Below are 16,960 nucleotides of genomic sequence, written 5' to 3'. Positions count from 1 at the left end.
TCCAAACAACAGGAGGAAATCCGATGCCGTCAGCCTTCTTCGTCGTCCGCGCCATCGTCACCGATGCCGGCAGGCGCGCCGCCTTCGACAGGTGGTACGAGACGGAACATCTGCCCGACGCGATGAAGGCGTTCGGTGTGGCTAAGGCCTGGCGGTTCTGGAGCCTCGACGATCCCTCCCTGCATCAGGCGATGTATCAGTTCGAGAGCGAGGCTGCGCTGCAGGCCATGCTGAAGGGCGATGCGCTGACGCAACTGGTGGCTGATTTCCACCGCGATTGGCCCGACGTGACGCGCACGCGCGAGTTGCTGGTGCTGGCGCAGGAGTTCGGGAAATAGAGCACCCGGCTACTGCTGCGAGTTCTCCTGTCACCCGCGCAACGAAGCTGAACGCGCGATTCAGCTTCGGTTCATGTCGTCACCGCGACACTCGCCTCCGCATCACTGGCACGACCATCCAAGAGGAAAGAAGTCATGGAGCGCCGGAACTTTTTGAAATTTGCAATCGGTGTCGCGGCCGGAGCTGCCGCGTTCACGACCGCTGCACAGGCCGCGCCGCTGGCGCTGCAGCCGCTCGGTGATCCCAGCAAGCCGCAAGGCAATCCCGACGCTCATCCCGCAGTCACGAGCAGCGATGAAGCCGCGCAGTTGAAGCCGGAGCAGGTGCACTGGCACGGCCACCACCGTCATTGGGGTTGGCGCCGCCGTCACTGGGGCTGGCATCGCCGACGCTGGCACCGCCGCCATTGGTAAGCGTCGCGCTAAGCGAGGCTTGAACGGGGACCGCGATCGCGGTCCCCGTTCTGATTCGAAACATCCCGGTGCGACGTCAGGCGCTCAAAAAGAAAATGGCCGCGCAGGCTTTCGCCGCGCGGCCATTTCGCAATGCGAAAAACGAGATCAGAACGGACGGCAGCGGCCGGCGTACCAGCGGAAGCCGTAGGGGCACACGCGCGCGCGGGGCACGACCACGACAGGGGCTGGCGCAACCACGATCGGACCCGGGCGGACAACGACCGGACCGCGCATCGGGCGGCAGCCGCCATAGGCGCCGCGATACCAGCCGGGGCCGCAACCGCCGGCGGCGCTGGCCGCCTCGCTGAAACCAACGACCGCGCTGGCGAGCATCACGGCGGCAAACAGGTATTTCATTCGATCTTCCTTCTCGTCCTTGGGGTAGGTTTTGGGGGCAGGATTGGGGCAGGTACTAGGAGGGCTTGGCGCTTTCGGCGCACCATGAATCAAAAGATACGATTCGACACGTTAAAATCGCAACATGCCGACACGACGCCAGCCAAACCTGCCAATCATGACCTGAATGCGGCATGAACATTCCCCGCACGCGGCTCCGGACGACAGCAATGACGCTACCGGCCGAGAAAACCCAGCACCAGCTCCTTGTACTTCTCAGGCGCCTCCAGGAAGACGAGATGGCCGGTGTCCGGGATCACCTCGGCTCGCGCATTCGGCATCTTCGCGGCGAGTGCCTTCGCCAGCTCGGCGTTCTCTCCCATTTTCGCGCGCAGCGCCTCGGGCGCGTTCGGTCGGCCCGGTGCGTTGTGGTCGTCGGCGCCCATGATGAACAGCGTCGGCTCGGTGATCAGTGCGATCTCGTGCGCCACCGGCTCGCGATAGATCATCTGGCCGGAACTGACGAAGGCGCGCAGCCAGCGCGAATAATCAGGGCTGCCTTTGATGTTGAAGCGGGCGTCGATGAACGGCGTGATCGCGTCCGGCGGCAGCTTGATGGCATAATTGGTCTGGAGCTGCTTGCGATAGCCATCAGCCGTGAGCTTGTCCTCGGTCTCGATGATCTTCTCGGTCGGCGTCGGCGGTACATAGAGGCGGTAGTCTTCCAGCCCGATCGGGGCCGTCAGAACAAGGTGGGCGACGCGGTCGGGATAGGCGCGGGCGATGCGGACGCCCAGCATGCCGCCGAGCGAATGGGCGACGATCTCGGCCTTGTCGATCTTGAGGTGATCGAGCAGCGCGATGGTGTTGCGCGCCAGCGTGTCGAAATGCAATTCGCCCGTCGGCTTGGAGGATTTGCCGAAGCCGATCTGGTCCGGCACCACGACGCGGAAGCCGGCCTCGCTCAGCATCTTGATAACAGGCGCCCAGTAGCTCGACGGGAAGTTGCGCCCGTGCAGCAGCACCACGGTGCGGCCGTTTGGCTGCGCAGGCGGCACATCCATATAAGCCATGCTGAGCTGCTCGCCGTCATTGACAACAGGCAGCAGGTGCACGGGGTAAGGATAGGCAAAGCCTTCGAGCGCGATGCCGTAAGGTTCGCGCGGGACGATGTCGGCGGCGTGGGTGGAGGTGAGCGGAGAGGCGATGAGGACGGCGACGAGCGCGGCCGAAGCGAAGCGGATCATGGGGGTCTCTGTGTGTGACAACCGTGGCCATAAACACGTGGATGGCCGGGTCAAGCGAGAGACGTCGTTCACACGGAGTTGTGTTTAGTCCCGCCCGTCACCGAACAACGCGGCGAACTGCTTCTCGCCGGTGCGCGTAAAATTCACCACGCGGCTGCCGGGCGTGGCGTCGCGGGCGGCCCATTTCAGCTCGGCGAAACGCTGCATCATGGCGGCGCCGAGCGTGCCGGCGAGATGATGGCGCCGCTCGCTCCAGTCGAGGCAGGCCTTGCACACGGGGCGGCGCGGATGGGCGAGCATGTCGGGCGAGATCTGCAAATGCTTCGCCAGGAAGCGCTCGCCCTCCGCCGTCAGCTCGATCTCCTGCTTCTTCTGCCTGACAAGGTTTTGCGCGCGCAGGGTGTCGAGCATCTGCACGCCGAGATCGCCGGCGAGATGGTCGTAGCAGATCCGGGCCCGCCGCAGCGCCGGATCCTTCGGCCCGGTGCGCACGCGCATATGGCCCGTCCGCGCGGCGAGGCCCGCAAGGCCCTCCAGCACACCGGCGACGTCGTCGTCGGTGAGGCGGTAATAGCGATGGCGGCCTTGCTTCTCCGGCTCGATCAGGCCGCCGGCCTCGAGCTTGGAAAGATGCGAGCTCGCGGTCTGCGGTGTGATGCCGGCCTCCTGCGCCAGCTCGCTCGCGGTGAGCGCGCGGCCGTTCATCAGCGCCGTGAGCATGTTGGCGCGTGCGGGATCGCCGACGAGCGAAGCGATCATGGCGATGTCTGGACCTGATTTCATGCTTCGATGGTAGCCGAAGCATTGCGGTGGGGCAAGCGTGTAGCGTGGGGTTGCTCGTCATTGCGAGGAGCCCGTGATAAAATTGCGAAGCAATTTTGCACTGGCGACGAAACAATCCAGGCTGCCTCTGCAGAGGGATTCCTGGATCGCTTCGCTGCGCTCGCAATGACGGTGTGGAACCAGAGGAGCCCATCATGTCCATCACCGTCTTCATCCGCTACCAGCTCGATCCGTTCAAGCGCGCGCAGTTTGAGGAGTATTCGAAGCGCTGGCTCACCATCATCCCGAAATGCGGCGGCGATCTGATCGGCTATTTCATGCCGTACGAGGGCACCAACAATATCGCGTTTGCGCTGATCACCTTCGAGAGTCTGGCTGCGTATGAGGCCTATCGCGCCCGGCTGCGTCAGGATACGGAAGGCATGGCGAACTTCCACTTCGCCGAGGAGCACAAATTCATCCTCGCGGAAGAGCGCACGTTTCTGCGCCAAGTGGTTTTGTAAGTGGTATCGTAGGCCATCAACGACAGGAGAGATGCCCATGATCGCCGTGATCTTCGAGGTCTGGCCGAAGCCGGAACACCGCCAGGATTATTTCGACCTCGCGGCCGACCTCAAGCCGATCCTGCAAACCATCGACGGCTTCATCTCGGTCGAGCGTTTCGAGAGCCTGACCGACAAGGGCAAGATCTTGTCGGTGTCGTTCTGGCGGGACGAGGCGGCCGTGCAGGCCTGGCGCAACACGATGGAGCACCGCCGCACCCAGGCCAAGGGCCGCGCAAAAATCTTCGCCGATTATCACTTGCGTATCGCCAGCGTCATCCGCGACTACAGCATGAATGATCGCGAGCAGGCGCCAAAGGACAGCCGCGCGGTGCACGACGCGCACTAGCGCGCGCGGCGGCACGTCCCCATCTCTGCGCGGCCAACAAGGGAGAGAAACATGCACGTGACAACTGCTGACAAGCGCGCGACCTTCAGGAAGCTGCACGAGAGCGGCTGCTTCAGCCTGCCCAATCCGGTCGACGTCGGCAGCGCGAAAGCGTTGCAGCATCTCGGTTTCAAGGCACTCGCGTCGTCGAGTGCGGGCTTTGCCTGGACCATCGGCAAGGCCGACAACCACGTCTCCGTCGAGGACGTCTGTCAGCATCTGGCGGCATTGAGCTCGTCCGTCGATATCCCGGTGAACGCGGATTTCGAGGGCGGCTTTGCGGTCGAGCCGGACAAGGTCGCGGACAATGTCGAGCGCTGTGTGCGCACCGGCGTTGCCGGCCTGTCGATCGAGGATTCCACCGGCGACAAGGACAAGCCGATCTACGAGCGCGCGCTCGCAGTCGAGCGCATCAAGGCGTCGCGCAAGGCGATCGGCGATAGCGGCGTGCTCCTGGTCGGCCGCTGCGAGGCCTATCTGTGGGGCGTGACCGACCTCAAGCTCGTCATCGACCGGCTCACCGCTTACGCCGATGCCGGCGCCGATTGCCTTTACGCGCCGGGCCTCAAGAGCCGCGAGGACATCGCCGCGGTGGTGAAGGCTGTCGCACCCAAACCGTTCAACCTGTTGATCGGCGGCTCCGGGCTGTCATTGCAGGAAGCTGCCGATCTTGGCGTGCGCCGGATCAGCGTCGGCGGTTCACTCGCTCGCGCCGCCTGGGGCGGCTTCATGCGGGCCGCGAAGGAAATGGCGGAGAAGGGGACCTTTACCGAGCTCGGCAGCGGCTATCCCGGCGGCGAGCTCAACAAGATGTTCGGCTAAAGACAAACGAAAGCGGCGGGATCTGAATCCCGCCGCTGTCGCATATTGTTGCAATTCGTTACTTCGCGCCGTCAGCCGGTGCCGGCGTATCCGGGGCCGGCTTGCTCGGTGCGGCGCCCGTGGTCACGCCCGGCCCGGTGTTGGTGCGCGGCGTCACGTCGCGCATGCCGGGAGGTGCGGCCGGATTGGTGGCCGGTGCCTGCTGAGCGGTCTGCGTCGCCGGCGTGGTGCTGGCCTGGTTGCTGGTGCCGGTGTTGTTCAGGCCGTAGAATACGGCACCCAGCACCAAGGCGATTGCCACTGCGAACAGGGCTACTTTGCCGCTGGAGGCGGGGCCTTCGCCAAGCTCCGGGTCGACCTGAAGCTGGGCATCCCGTCGCGCCGCATTGCGATACTCATCATCGGCGAGATTCGGGCGGTACGGATCGTTGATAAAACGGTCGTCAGCCATCGATTGGTTCTCCTCGATTATTGCGGCGGGACAACCCGTGGATGCGAGATTCTGTTCCGCCCCTCTTAATGCTTTCGTCGCATGTTGCGCCCGCGGCGGGAATCGGGAACCTGTTCGCTGGGGAACCTGAAGCGTAAGCTCCGCTGACGGAAGGGAACAAAGCGATGTGGAGCTCGCCGCCGAGCGATAGCGTGCTGCATCTGTTGTCGCTGGTTGCGGTCGCGGCGCAAGGCATGACCGCTGCGCTCGCAGCCGGCCGCCGCAGCATGGATTGGCTCGGCGTCTGCTTCCTCGGCTGCATCACGGCGCTCGGCGGCGGCACTTTGCGCGATCTCTTCCTGGGGCATTATCCGCTGGCCTGGGTGCAGAACCCCATCTACCTCGCACTGGCCGGAGGCGCTGCCTTCCTCACCATCCTGATGGCGCGGCTGGTGCACCGGCTGAAACTGGCCTTCATCGTGCTCGATGCCATCGGCCTCGTCGTCTTCACCATGACCGGCTGCGACATCGCCTGGCAGATGGATGCCACGCTGCCGATCGTCATCGTCTCCGGCATGGTAACCGGTTGCGCCGGCGGCGTGTTGCGCGACGTGCTCTGCAACGATGTGCCGCTGCTGTTCCGCTCCGAGCTCTATGCCAGCGTCTCGGTGGTGACGGGACTGTTCTATGCCACCGCGTTCGGTCTCAAGCTGAACGCCGAGCTCTGGACCATTTTGACGTTCGTCCTCGGCATCAGCTTTCGCCTGCTGGCGGTGCGCTACAAATGGGAGATGCCGAAATTCGTGTTCACGGAGGAGGAGCGGGAGCCTTGAGCTACGGCTCCTGCTTCCGCGCCCTCGCCACCTGCGCCGGCGTCACCAGCGGCGCGGCATTGCCCCAGGAATTGCGGATGTAGTTCGTCACTGCTGCGACCTCTTCGTCGGAGAGCCGGTTGGAATAGGCCGGCATCTCCCCGGTGTTAGGCGCGCGCGGGGTCGTCACGGTGTGGGCGCCGTCGAGGATGATGCGCAAGGTCGAGGACGGATTGACTGATTGCAGCAGCGCGTTGGCGGGCAGCGGCGGATAGATGCGCGGTGCGCCTGTGCCGTCGGCCTCATGGCAGGCGATGCAGAGCTTGGCGTAGATGGCCTGGCCGGCCTTCATCTCGGCATCGTCAGGCGGCGTCACGATCGTCTCACGCCGCGCTGGCGGCAGGTTCTTCAGGTAAACCGCGATTGCGCGCACGTCGGCATCGCTCATCTTCGAGGTCGAGTTGACGACCACCTCCGCCATCAGCCCGCTGGCATGGCTCCTGGCGTTGCGCCCGCTCTGAAGATATTCGGTGACGTCCTCGACGCTCCACGATTTCAGCCCCGTGCGGGCGGCGCCATCGAGCCGTGGCGCGTACCAGCCGCCGACCTCGTTGCCCGCGAGGGCCTGCGCCTGCTTGTCCGCGCCGAAATAGTTCTTCGGCGTATGGCAGGCGCCGCAATGACCGAGCCCGGTGACAAGGTAACCGCCCCGATTCCACGCCGCGCTCTGGCTCTGGTCCGGCTCGAACAGGCCCGGCTTAAAATACATCACGTTCCAGATCCGCATCAGGCCACGATAGCCAAACGGCCAGCGCAGTTCCGGCGGCTTGTTGCGGCTCGGGACGGCCGCGAGCGTTCCGAGATAGGCCCGGATCGCCAGCGTGTCGTCCTTCGTCATCCGCGTGAAATAGGGGTAGGGAAACGCCGGGTAATAGTTGGAGCCGTCGGGCGCGACGCCGGTGCGCACTGCGCGGGTGAAGTCGGCGTCGGTCCAGGCGCCGATGCCGGTGTCGCGGTCCGGCGTCAGGTTCGGCGCGTAGATCGCGCCGAACGGCGTGTCGATGCGCTTTCCGCCCGCGAACGGTTTGGCGGGATCGGCGGTGTGGCAGCCGGCACAGTCGCCGGCTTCCACCAGCGCCTTGCCAGCGGCGATCAGCTCCGGTGACGGCTCGGCAGCGACGGCCGCGTTCGCAACCGCACTGCACAACGCCAGAGCCACGAGAGCCAAGCCAGCCAGAATCGTCCGCATCGAAAGCCTCTCCTGCGACCCATCGACGCCGTCCCGGATGACCAGGCGTCAATTCGTTGCGCGACGGCGGGGGTATGGTGACACAAAATGAAAATCGCGGATGCCAATGCAGCCACGAAATTGCGATTTTTACCCGGCGCTGCCTTTGGTCCAGAATTGTGATGCGGAGCGTGAAATATCCGACATAGAGTGGCGGAAATGGTCGGCGCGCCCTAGCTAAAAACAACGGGCAGGCAACGGCTTAAGCAGCCAAGCGCTCAAAAGGGCGGAAGAGGACATAATGGGCATCAACCAGGGTCCGATCAGTCTCGATCAGAAATACACCCAGGACACCGGACATATTTTCACGACGGGCATTCAGGCCCTTGTCCGGCTGCCGATGGCCCAAATCCGGCGCGACCGTGCCGCGGGGTTGAACACCGCCGGCTTCATATCCGGCTATCGCGGCTCACCGCTCGGCGGCTATGACCAGCAGCTGTTCGCCGCGCGAAAACATCTCGAGCAGTACAATATCAAGTTCCAGCCCGGCGTGAACGAGGATTTGGCCGCGACCGCGGTCTGGGGCTCGCAGCAGCTCAACCTCTCGCCCGGCGCCAAGTATGACGGCGTGGTCGGCATTTGGTACGGCAAGGGCCCCGGCGTCGATCGCTGCGGCGACGTCTTCCGCCACGGCAATGCCGCGGGCTCCGCCAAAAACGGCGGCGTCTTGTGTCTCGCCGGCGACGACCACGGCGCAAAATCCTCGACGGTCCCGCATCAGTCCGACCACGCGTTCATGTCGGCGCTGATGCCCTATCTCTACCCCTCGAGCGTCCACGAGATGATCGAGATGGGTCTTCTCGGTATCGCGATGTCGCGCTACTCGGGCTGCTGGGTCGGCATGAAGGTGATCACGGAGACGGTGGAGACCACCGCCGAGATCGATCTCACCGACGAGATGACGCCGTTCGTGATCCCGACCGATTTCGAGATGCCCGAAGGCGGCCTCAATCTGCGCTGGCCCGACGACCGCTTCGCCCAGGACCGCCGCTTGCAGGACTACAAGGGCTTTGCCGCGATCGCTTTTGCGCGCGCCAACAAGGTCAATCGCATCACCATGGACTCGCCGAATGCCCGCTATGGCATCATGGCGTCCGGCAAGAGTTACGAGGATATCCGGCAGGCGCTGCGCGAGCTCGGTATCACACCCGAGGTCGCCGCCAAGATCGGACTTCGATTGTACAAGATCGGCATGCCGTGGCCTCTGGAGCCGGAAGGCGTCCGGCAATTCGCCGTGGGCCTCGAGGAAATCTTCATCATCGAAGAGCGCCGCGAGATCGTCGAAAATCAAGTGAAGCAGGAGCTGTTCAACTGGCGCGACGATGTCCGTCCCCGGATCATCGGCAAGATGGACGACCACGACAAGCGCTTCCTCCCCTTTGCCGAAGAACTCAGCGTCGCCTCGCTGGCCAGCTCGCTCACCGAGCGGCTGCTTCGACTTGATCTCAATCCCGAAATTGCAACGATGCTGCGCGCCAAGGCCGATTGGTTCAACGGCCGCCAGGCGTCGCAAATGCAGGCGACCGCGCCTGTCGCCCGCACTCCCTATTTCTGCTCGGGCTGCCCGCACAACACATCGACCAAGGTGCCCGAAGGCAGTCGCGCCTTTGCCGGCATCGGTTGCCACTTCATGGCGCTGTGGATGGACCGCTCCACCGAGACCTTCACACACATGGGCGGCGAGGGTGTGCCCTGGGTCGGCGTTGCCCCCTTCACCAAGGAAGAGCACGTGTTCGCCAACCTCGGCGACGGCACGTATTTCCACTCCGGCAGCCTCGCGATCCGCCAGGCGATCGCCTCAGGCGCCAACATCACCTACAAGATCCTCTATAACGACGCGACCGCGATGACCGGCGGCCAGCATGTCGACGGCGAATTGTCGCCGCAGCAGATCACCTTCCAGCTTCACAGCGAAGGCATCCGCGAGATCTATCTGGTCTCCGAAAATCCCGACGCCTATCCGGCGAACGAGATCGCGCCCGGCGTCAAGACAGCGCATCGTGACGAGCTCGACGCGGTCCAGAAAACGCTGCGCAAGGTCAAGGGTGCATCCGCGATCGTCTTCGTGCAGACTTGCGCCGCCGAGAAGCGCCGCCGCCGCAAGCGTGGCACGATGGAAGATCCGGCGCGCCGTGTGCTCATCAATCCTTCGGTGTGTGAAGGCTGCGGCGATTGCTCGGTGCAATCGAACTGCATTTCGGTCGAGCCGCTGGAGACCGAGTTCGGCCGCAAGCGCGCCATCAACCAGTCGACCTGCAACAAGGATTATTCCTGCGTAAAAGGCTTTTGCCCGTCCTTCGTCACCGTCGACGGCGGCAAGATGCGCAAGCGTGCGCCGGCGGGCGTCGGCGATATCGGCGCGCTGCCTGAGCCGGCATCGCGCCCGAACCTGGACAGGCCCTACAATATCGCGGTCGGCGGCGTCGGCGGGACCGGCGTGCTGACCATCGGCGCGCTGCTGGGCATGGCCGCCCATATCGAGGACAAGGCCTCGATGATCCTCGACATGTCGGGCCTGGCGCAAAAGGGTGGGGCGGTGCTGAGCCACGTCCGCCTGTCCGATCATCCGGCCGAGGTGACCTGCTCGCGCATCGTCACCGGCACGGCCGATGTGGTGCTCGCAGCCGATGAGGTGGTCGCGGTTGCCAAGGACACCATCTCGCTCTGCGACAGCAGCCGCACCCGCGGCATCATCAACAGCCACGTCATTCCCACCGCCGAATTCGTTCTCAACCGCGATTTCAACTTCCAGACCCGCAAGCTGAACGGGTTGCTGGAAACCGCGCTGCACAAGGATTCGGTGTTCTTCGACTTCACCAAGCCGGCCGAGCAGCTGCTCGGCGACAGCATCGCAACCAACATGATGATGATGGGCTACGCCTATCAGAAGGGCCTCTTGCCGTTGTCGGCGGAAGCGATCGAGCAGGCGATCGAGGTCAACGGCGTCTCGATCAAGATGAACAAGGAAGCCTTCCGCCTCGGCCGGCTCGCGGTCGCCGACCCCCAGCGCCTGGTAGACATGCTGAAGGGGACTGACGACGTCGTCGCACCGAAGACGCTGGAGGCGATGACGCTCGACGAACTCATCGAGCACCGCGCCAAGCATCTTACGGCCTATCAGAACGGCCGGCTGGCCAAGCGCTACCGGAAGCTGGTGGACCAGGTCAGCGACGCCGCCAGGCAGGGCGGCTATGACGAGGCGCTGACCCGCGCCGTTGCGGTCAACTACGCAAAACTGCTGGCCTACAAGGACGAATACGAAGTCGCACGCCTTTACACCGACGGTGCGTTCGAAAAACAGCTCCGCAACCAGTTCGAGGGCGACTTCAAGTTCAACTTCAACCTCGCCCCGCCTATTCTCAGCAGGGGCGTCGATGCGCTCGGCCGCCCGAAGAAGCGCGCGTTCGGCCCGTGGATGCTTCCGGTGTTTCGCGTGCTGGCGAAGTTCAAGGTCCTGCGCGGCACGCCGCTCGACATCTTCGGTCGCAGCGCCGACCGCAAGCTCGAACGCGATCTGATCGCCGGCTACGAGAAGGACGTCGCCACCGTGCTCGGCCTGCTGTCGCCGCTCACGATCGACACCGCGGTGGAGCTGCTGTCGTTGCCCGACCGCATCCGCGGCTATGGCCCGGTGAAGGAGAAGGCCGTCGCGGACGCCAAGGCCCGCTACGCCCAGCTCGCCGCCGACCTCGCGAACCCGCCGCCGGCTCCGCGGCAGATCGCGGCGGAGTAGAATTTGTGGGGTGGGGGCGCTGATCCACCCACCAAATTCCTGTTTGAAATCAACCACCGGTCTACTGTGCATGGGGTTGTTTTCGCAAAAGAGGGCGTTCCGATAAAACGAAACCGCTTGTGCCGTCGGGCAAAACACCTTTAGGGTTCTGCCCGTCGCCCCCGTCATTGCGAGCGCAGCGAAGCAATCCAGAAATGCGTCCGCGGAAAGATTCCTGGATTGCTTCGCTGCGCTCGCAATGACGATTCCGGAAGCAGAGGCGTTCCGACCGCACCTCGGCGATTTGCGCGAACCCGCTGCCCTCTCGCCCGGCGGAATATTTCCGCGCTTGCCAACAGGGCGGCAGCGGTTCAGAAAAAAACGGAAGCGAGAAACGCCAGCGGAGACCTTATTTGACCATCAAGGGCAAGGCCTACATTGCCGGGATCTACGAACACCCGACCCGGCACGCGCCGGACAAATCCACCGCGCAGCTCCATGCCGAGGTCGCCAAGGGCGCGATCGAGGATGCCGGGCTCAGCAAGGACGATGTCGACGGCTATTTCTGCGCGGGCGATGCCCCGGGCGGCGCCTGGCCGATGGTCGATTATCTCGGCCTCAACACCAAGAAACTGCGCCATGTCGATTCAACCGAGACCGGCGGCTGCTCCTACATCATCCATCTCGGCCACGCCGCTGAAGCCATCGCCGCGGGCAAGTGCTCGATCGCGCTGATCACGCTGGCCGGCAAGCCGCGCACCGGGGCGATGCCGCCGCGCGCGGCCGGCGCCGAGGCCGATTTCGAGACGGCTTACGGCGCGACCACGCACAATGCCTACGGCATGTGTGCCATGCGCCACATGCACGACTATGGCACCACCAGCGAGCAGCTCGCCTGGATCAAGGTCGCGGCCTCGCACCACGCGCAGTACAATCCGCATGCGATGCTCAAGGACGTCGTCACCGTCGAGGACGTCCTGAACTCGCCGATGATCTCCGATCCCTTGCATCGCATGGATTGCTGCGTCGTCTCCGACGGTGGCGGCGCGCTGATCGTGACGACACCCGAGATCGCAAAAAGCCTGAAGAAGCCGCTGGTCAAGCTGATCGGCCACGGCGAGGCGATGAAGGGCCCGCGCGGCGGCAAGGATCTCGACCTCACATACTCCGCTGGCATCTGGTCGGGCCCGCGTGCGTTCGAGGAAGCCGGCATCACGCCGAAGGACATCAAATACGCCTCGATCTACGACAGCTTCACCATCACGGTGCTGATGCAGCTCGAAGACCTCGGCTTCTGCAAGAAGGGCGCGGGCGGCAAGTTCGTTGCCGACGGCAATCTGATCTCGGGCGTCGGCAAGCTGCCGTTCAACACCGATGGCGGTGGCCTCTGCAGCAACCATCCCGTCAACCGCGGCGGCATGACCAAGATCCTCGAGGCCGTGCGGCAGCTGCGCGGCGAGGCGCATCCGAAGGTGCAGGTTAAGAATTGCGATCTCGCCATCGCCCACGGCACCGGCGGGCTTTTGGGTGTTCGCCACGCCGCCTCGACTGCGATTCTGGAGCGCGTGTGATGAGCGAAGCCAAGAAATATCCGGCCCCGGTGACCAACCCCGAGACAGCCGCGTTCTGGGACGCGGCCAAGCAGGGCAAGTTCATGATCAAGCGCTGCACCGCCTGCGGCGAAGCGCATTACTTCCCGCGCGCGATCTGCCCGTTCTGCTACTCCGACAAGACGGTGTGGGAGGAGTCTTCGGGCGAAGGCACGATCTACACTTACAGCTTGATGCGGAAGTCGCCGACAGGCCCTTACGCGATCGGCTACGTCACGCTGAAGGAGGGGCCGTCGCTCCAGACCAATTTCGTCGATTGCGATTTGACGACGTTGAAGATCGGCCAGAAGGTGAAAGTGGTGTTCAAGCCGACCGATGGCGCACCGCTGCCGTTCTTCACGCCGGCTTAGGGCGGTCCTCATCCTGAGGAGCTTGCGAAGCAAGCGTCTCGAAGAATGGCCACAATAAAGAAAGCGTTTCGGGCATCCTCATGGTTCGAGACGGCGCAAGAGCGCCTCCTCACCATGAGGATGAACACCACGGGGAGGAAACAACAAAAATGTCAGCCAGATACGACGAACTCAAAGGCCTCAAAAACCTCGGCCAGAAATATTCCTACACCGACCGCGAAGTGATGCTCTATGCCTACGGTATCGGCCTCGGCGCCAATCCGATGGACGAGAACGAGCTTGCCTTTGTCAATGAGGGCACGTTGACACCGCGGCCGCTCAAGGTGGTGCCGACCTTCGCGTCCGTTGCGGCGTGGGGCGCGGGTCCGGGCGAGATGAACCTCAACCGCGTGATGGTGGTCGACGGCGAGCGCGATATCACCTTCCACCAGCCGCTGCCGGTCGCCGCGCACATCACCGCCGATTCCTCCGTCGTTGAAGTCTACGACAAGGGCAAGGACAAGGGCGTCGTCATCAGCCACCAGACCGTGCTCAAGAACGAGAAGGGCGAGAAGCTGGCAACGCTGGTCGCCTCACGCTTCGCACGCGGCGACGGCGGCTTTGGCGGGCCGAACCTGACCCAGCCGGATCCGCACAAGATCCCGTCGCGCGCACCCGACACGACCATCGACATCGTCACGCGCCCCGACCAGGCGCTGGTCTATCGCCTCTGCGGCGACCGCAACCCGCTGCACTCCGACCCTGAGTTCGCGAAGAAGGCCGGGTTTCCGCGTCCGATCCTGCACGGCATGTGCACCTACGGCATCACCTGCCGTGGCGTGCTGCAGACCTATGCCGACTACGACGCCTCCGCATTCCGCCAGCACGTCGCGCGGTTCTCCTCGCCGGTCTATCCCGGCGAGACCGTGACCATGGACCTCTGGAAGGACGGCAGCGTGATCTCGTTCGAAGCCAAGGTGAAGTCGCGCGGCGTCACCGTAATCAAGAACGGCAAGACGGTGCTGGGGTGATGATGCCGCTCGACGCGCTCTGAGTTATCTCGTCATGCCCGGGCTTGCCCCGGGCATCCACGTTCTTCGCGCGGTTGGCGATCAAGTTTGTGGATGGCGGGGGCAAGCCCGGCCATAACGGAGCAAAAGAACAAAACAGGGAGACGCCACCATGGGACTACTCGATGGCAAGGTTGCGCTGGTCACCGGCGCGGGCGGCGGGCTTGGTGAGGCCTACGCAAAGCTGTTCGCGCGGGAAGGGGCCTCCGTCGTCGTCAACGACCTCGGTGGCCCCCGCGACGGCTCCGGCGCCGACACATCGATGGCGCAGCTCGTGGTGGATGCGATCAAGGCCGAGGGCGGCAAGGCGGTCGCCAACGGCGCCGACATCTCCACCATGGAAGGCGGCCAGTCGGTGTTCGACGACGCCATCAAGCACTTCGGCCGCGCCGACATCCTCGTCAACAATGCCGGCATTCTGCGCGACCAGACCTTCGCCAAGGCTAGCGAGTCGGACTGGGACAAGGTCATCAAGGTGCATCTGAAGGGCACCTTTTGTTGCACCATGCCGGTGTTTCGCTGGATGCGGGAAAATGGCGGTGGCGTCATCGTCAACACCTCCTCGACCTCGGGCCTGATCGGCAATTTTGGCCAGAGCAATTACGGCGCGGCCAAGGGCGGCATCTGGGGCCTGTCCAACGTGCTGGCGATCGAGGGCCGCAAATACAACATCCGGATCTGGACGCTTGCGCCGGGCGCGCTGACCCGCATGACCGCAGACCTGCCCCGCTATAAGGAGAACCCCGGTGCGGCGCTGGGGCCGGACGGCATCGCGCCGGCCGTGCTATACATGGTCAGCGACTTGTCCGGCGACCAGACCGGCAAGGTGCTGGGCGTGTCCGGGCCCCGCGGCGTGCGCGAAATGCGGATGATGGAAATGGACGGCTGGAAGCCGCCGCACATGGGCTGGAAGGCCCAGGACATCGCCGATCATGCCAAGGAGATCTTCTTCTCCGAAGAGCAGATCAAGATGGGGGCGCGGCGGTTTTAGCCATCGACAGAGAGAAACAAGGACAACGATGAAGCTTACCGCCGACGCCAAGGGCACCTTCGCAATCGCGCCGACGCCGTTCCACGATGACGGCCGGATCGACGAGCGCTCGATCGACCGCCTGACCGATTTCTACGAGGAGGTCGGCTGCGACGGCGTCACGGTGCTGGGCATTCTTGGCGAGGCGCCGAAGCTCGATGCCGCCGAGGCCGAGCAGGTGGCGGTACGCTTCGTCAAGCGCGCCAAGACAATGCAGGTGATCGTCGGCGTCTCCGCGCCGGGCTTTGCCACCATGCGCTCGCTGGCGAAGGCATCCATGGAGGCAGGCGCGGCCGGTGTGATGATCGCACCGCCGCCGTCGTTGCGGACCGACGACCAGATCATCGGCTATTACAAGCAGGCGGCCGAGGCTATCGGCCCCGACGTGCCCTGGGTGCTCCAGGACTATCCGCTGACCTTGTCGGTGGTGTTCACTCCCGCCGTGATCCGCAAGATCGTCACCGACAATCCCAATTGCGTGATGCTCAAGCACGAGGACTGGCCGGGACTGGAAAAGATCTCGACGCTGCGCAATTTCCAGAAGGACGGCTCGCTGCGGCCGCTGTCGATCCTCTGCGGCAATGGCGGACTCTTTCTGGACTTCGAGATGGAGCGCGGCGCCGACGGCGCCATGACCGGCTATGCCTTCCCCGAACTCCTGATCGACGTCGTGCGGCTTTCGAAGGAAGGCAAGCGCGACGCCGCCCATGATCTGTTCGACGCGCATCTGCCGCTGATCCGCTACGAGCAGCAGCCCGGCGCTGGCCTTGCCGTGCGCAAATACGTGCTGCAGAAGCGCGGCATCATCGCCTCCAGCGCCCAGCGTAAGCCCGGCGCCACCATCACCCCGACGGCGAAGGCAGAGGTCGATTACCTGCTGTCGCGCGTCGCCCGCGTCGACAAGCGCGCCAATCTCGGCCCGCAATCCAGCGCGGCAGGTTAGTCGAATGGCCGAGGCATCAGCATCGCGCCCTGCGTCGACCATCCTTCTGCTGCGCGACCGCACGAAGGTCGACGGCAAAAGCCGCGACGAAATTGAAGTCTTCATGATGGTCCGCCATCATCAGATCGAGTTCAATTCGGGCGCGCTGGTGTTTCCCGGCGGCAGCGTCGATGCCGGCGATCAGGAGATCGTCAAGCGCTCCGACCTGTATTCGGGCGGCGAGGGCTTGAGCGAAGCGGACCGCGGTTTTCGGATCGCCGCGATCCGCGAGACCTTTGAGGAAAGCGGCATCCTGCTGGCGCGGTCGAAAGGATCGGGCACGCCGGTCGATGCCAGGCGCGCCGGCGAGATCGCCGATGCGCATCGCGTCGCGCTCAACGAGCACAAGGTCAGCTTCCTGAGCATTCTGGCCGACAACGGCCTCCAGCTCGCACTCGATACGCTGGTGCCTTACGCGCACTGGATCACGCCCGAGGGGATGCCAAAACGTTTCGACACCTGGTTCTTCCTTGCGGCAGCACCGCCCGACCAGCTCGGCGCACATGACGGCCGCGAATCGACCGATTCGATCTGGGTCTCGCCGCGCGAGGCGGTGGAGGGCGGCGAGAGCGGCCGCTTCAAGCTGCCGTTCCCGACCACGCGCAATCTGATCCGGCTCGCCAAGCAGTCGAGCGTCAGCGCCGCGCTCGAGCACGCCCGCGGCATGTCAGTCGTCACGGTGTTGCCTGTCATGACCGAGACCGAAACCGGCCGTCAGCTCCGCATTCCCCGCGAGGCCGGCTATGACGGCGAGGTGTTCGAGGTCGGGGCGCTCGGCTAGGACA

18 protein-coding genes are annotated in these 16,960 nt (G+C 64.2%); 13 read left to right on the top strand and 5 right to left on the bottom strand.

From position 1 onward, the window contains the following. Positions 1–23 precede the first annotated feature (23 nt). Both N551_RS0113790 and N551_RS0113785 read left to right on the top strand, forming a co-directional pair. Positions 24–338: a hypothetical protein gene (locus tag N551_RS0113790; RefSeq protein ID WP_027567470.1), complete on the top strand. Its 315-nt coding sequence runs from the start codon at positions 24–26 to the stop codon at positions 336–338. Positions 339–473: 135 nt separating this feature from the next. Next, a complete protein-coding gene (locus tag N551_RS0113785; RefSeq protein ID WP_027567469.1) occupies positions 474–752 on the top strand; it encodes a twin-arginine translocation signal domain-containing protein in 279 nt (92 codons plus the stop codon). A 147-nt stretch (positions 753–899) separates the two neighbouring features. Here N551_RS0113785 and N551_RS0113780 read toward each other — a convergent pair whose 3' ends face one another. The 3 genes from N551_RS0113780 to N551_RS0113770 form a co-directional block, all read right to left on the bottom strand. Further along, positions 900–1,151: a GCG_CRPN prefix-to-repeats domain-containing protein gene (locus N551_RS0113780; protein ID WP_007603074.1), complete on the bottom strand. Its 252-nt coding sequence runs from the start codon at positions 1,149–1,151 to the stop codon at positions 900–902. A 215-nt stretch (positions 1,152–1,366) separates the two neighbouring features. Continuing rightward, on the bottom strand, positions 1,367–2,377 hold the full coding sequence (locus N551_RS0113775) for an alpha/beta fold hydrolase (RefSeq protein WP_027567468.1): 1,011 nt from the start codon (positions 2,375–2,377) through the stop codon (positions 1,367–1,369). Between the two features lie 84 nt (positions 2,378–2,461). Continuing rightward, on the bottom strand, positions 2,462–3,160 hold the full coding sequence (locus N551_RS0113770; protein WP_027567467.1) for a winged helix-turn-helix domain-containing protein: 699 nt from the start codon (positions 3,158–3,160) through the stop codon (positions 2,462–2,464). A gap of 194 nt (positions 3,161–3,354) precedes the next feature. Here N551_RS0113770 and N551_RS0113765 point away from each other — a divergent pair, with 194 nt between their 5' ends. From N551_RS0113765 to N551_RS0113755, 3 genes are read left to right on the top strand one after another with little or no spacing between them, the layout of a single operon-like run. Continuing rightward, positions 3,355–3,663: an NIPSNAP family protein gene (locus tag N551_RS0113765; RefSeq protein ID WP_027567466.1), complete on the top strand. Its 309-nt coding sequence runs from the start codon at positions 3,355–3,357 to the stop codon at positions 3,661–3,663. A 37-nt stretch (positions 3,664–3,700) separates the two neighbouring features. Then, positions 3,701–4,051: an antibiotic biosynthesis monooxygenase gene (locus N551_RS0113760; RefSeq protein WP_007603077.1), complete on the top strand. Its 351-nt coding sequence runs from the start codon at positions 3,701–3,703 to the stop codon at positions 4,049–4,051. A 51-nt stretch (positions 4,052–4,102) separates the two neighbouring features. Further along, positions 4,103–4,912, top strand: coding sequence for an oxaloacetate decarboxylase (locus tag N551_RS0113755; RefSeq protein WP_027567465.1), 810 nt, complete (start codon positions 4,103–4,105; stop codon positions 4,910–4,912). Between the two features lie 58 nt (positions 4,913–4,970). Here N551_RS0113755 and N551_RS0113750 read toward each other — a convergent pair whose 3' ends face one another. Continuing rightward, positions 4,971–5,363 carry a hypothetical protein gene (locus N551_RS0113750; RefSeq protein ID WP_027567464.1) on the bottom strand — a complete coding sequence of 131 codons (393 nt, stop codon included), beginning with the start codon at positions 5,361–5,363 and terminating at the stop codon, positions 4,971–4,973. 164 nt (positions 5,364–5,527) lie between these two features. Here N551_RS0113750 and N551_RS0113745 point away from each other — a divergent pair, with 164 nt between their 5' ends. Next, the gene (locus tag N551_RS0113745; protein WP_027567463.1) at positions 5,528–6,175 is read left to right on the top strand and encodes a trimeric intracellular cation channel family protein; all 648 of its coding nucleotides are present in this window, start codon (positions 5,528–5,530) and stop codon (positions 6,173–6,175) included. Position 6,176: 1 nt separating this feature from the next. Here N551_RS0113745 and N551_RS0113740 read toward each other — a convergent pair whose 3' ends face one another. After that, complete coding sequence (locus N551_RS0113740; protein WP_027567462.1) at positions 6,177–7,403, bottom strand: cytochrome c; 1,227 nt, start codon at positions 7,401–7,403, stop codon at positions 6,177–6,179. A gap of 280 nt (positions 7,404–7,683) precedes the next feature. On the opposite strand from N551_RS0113740, the gene N551_RS0113735 reads away from it, so the two are divergent. From N551_RS0113735 to N551_RS0113705, 7 genes are all read left to right on the top strand, one after another. Then, the gene (locus N551_RS0113735) at positions 7,684–11,175 is read left to right on the top strand and encodes an indolepyruvate ferredoxin oxidoreductase family protein (RefSeq protein WP_027567461.1); all 3,492 of its coding nucleotides are present in this window, start codon (positions 7,684–7,686) and stop codon (positions 11,173–11,175) included. A gap of 392 nt (positions 11,176–11,567) precedes the next feature. Further along, the gene (locus N551_RS0113730; RefSeq protein ID WP_027567460.1) at positions 11,568–12,725 is read left to right on the top strand and encodes a thiolase domain-containing protein; all 1,158 of its coding nucleotides are present in this window, start codon (positions 11,568–11,570) and stop codon (positions 12,723–12,725) included. Continuing rightward, the gene (locus N551_RS0113725; RefSeq protein ID WP_007611535.1) at positions 12,725–13,114 is read left to right on the top strand and encodes a Zn-ribbon domain-containing OB-fold protein; all 390 of its coding nucleotides are present in this window, start codon (positions 12,725–12,727) and stop codon (positions 13,112–13,114) included. The genes N551_RS0113730 and N551_RS0113725 overlap by 1 nt, the downstream gene beginning before the upstream one ends. 149 nt (positions 13,115–13,263) lie before the next feature. Then, positions 13,264–14,124, top strand: coding sequence for a MaoC family dehydratase (locus N551_RS0113720; RefSeq protein ID WP_027567459.1), 861 nt, complete (start codon positions 13,264–13,266; stop codon positions 14,122–14,124). 151 nt (positions 14,125–14,275) lie between these two features. Further along, positions 14,276–15,154: an SDR family oxidoreductase gene (locus N551_RS0113715; protein WP_027567458.1), complete on the top strand. Its 879-nt coding sequence runs from the start codon at positions 14,276–14,278 to the stop codon at positions 15,152–15,154. Positions 15,155–15,182: 28 nt separating this feature from the next. Further along, positions 15,183–16,136 (top strand): dihydrodipicolinate synthase family protein, encoded by a 954-nt coding sequence (locus tag N551_RS0113710; RefSeq protein ID WP_027567457.1) that lies wholly within the window; start codon positions 15,183–15,185, stop codon positions 16,134–16,136. Between the two features lie 4 nt (positions 16,137–16,140). Continuing rightward, positions 16,141–16,956 carry an NUDIX hydrolase gene (locus N551_RS0113705; RefSeq protein ID WP_027567456.1) on the top strand — a complete coding sequence of 272 codons (816 nt, stop codon included), beginning with the start codon at positions 16,141–16,143 and terminating at the stop codon, positions 16,954–16,956. The last annotated feature ends 4 nt before the right edge of the window (positions 16,957–16,960 follow it).

This window comes from Bradyrhizobium sp. URHA0013 (genome assembly GCF_000518345.1).
In the GTDB taxonomy this organism is placed as follows: Bacteria; Pseudomonadota; Alphaproteobacteria; order Rhizobiales; family Xanthobacteraceae; genus Bradyrhizobium.
Note: the sequence above shows the minus strand (reverse complement) of the source record. Positions and strands in the feature narration are given on the sequence as shown.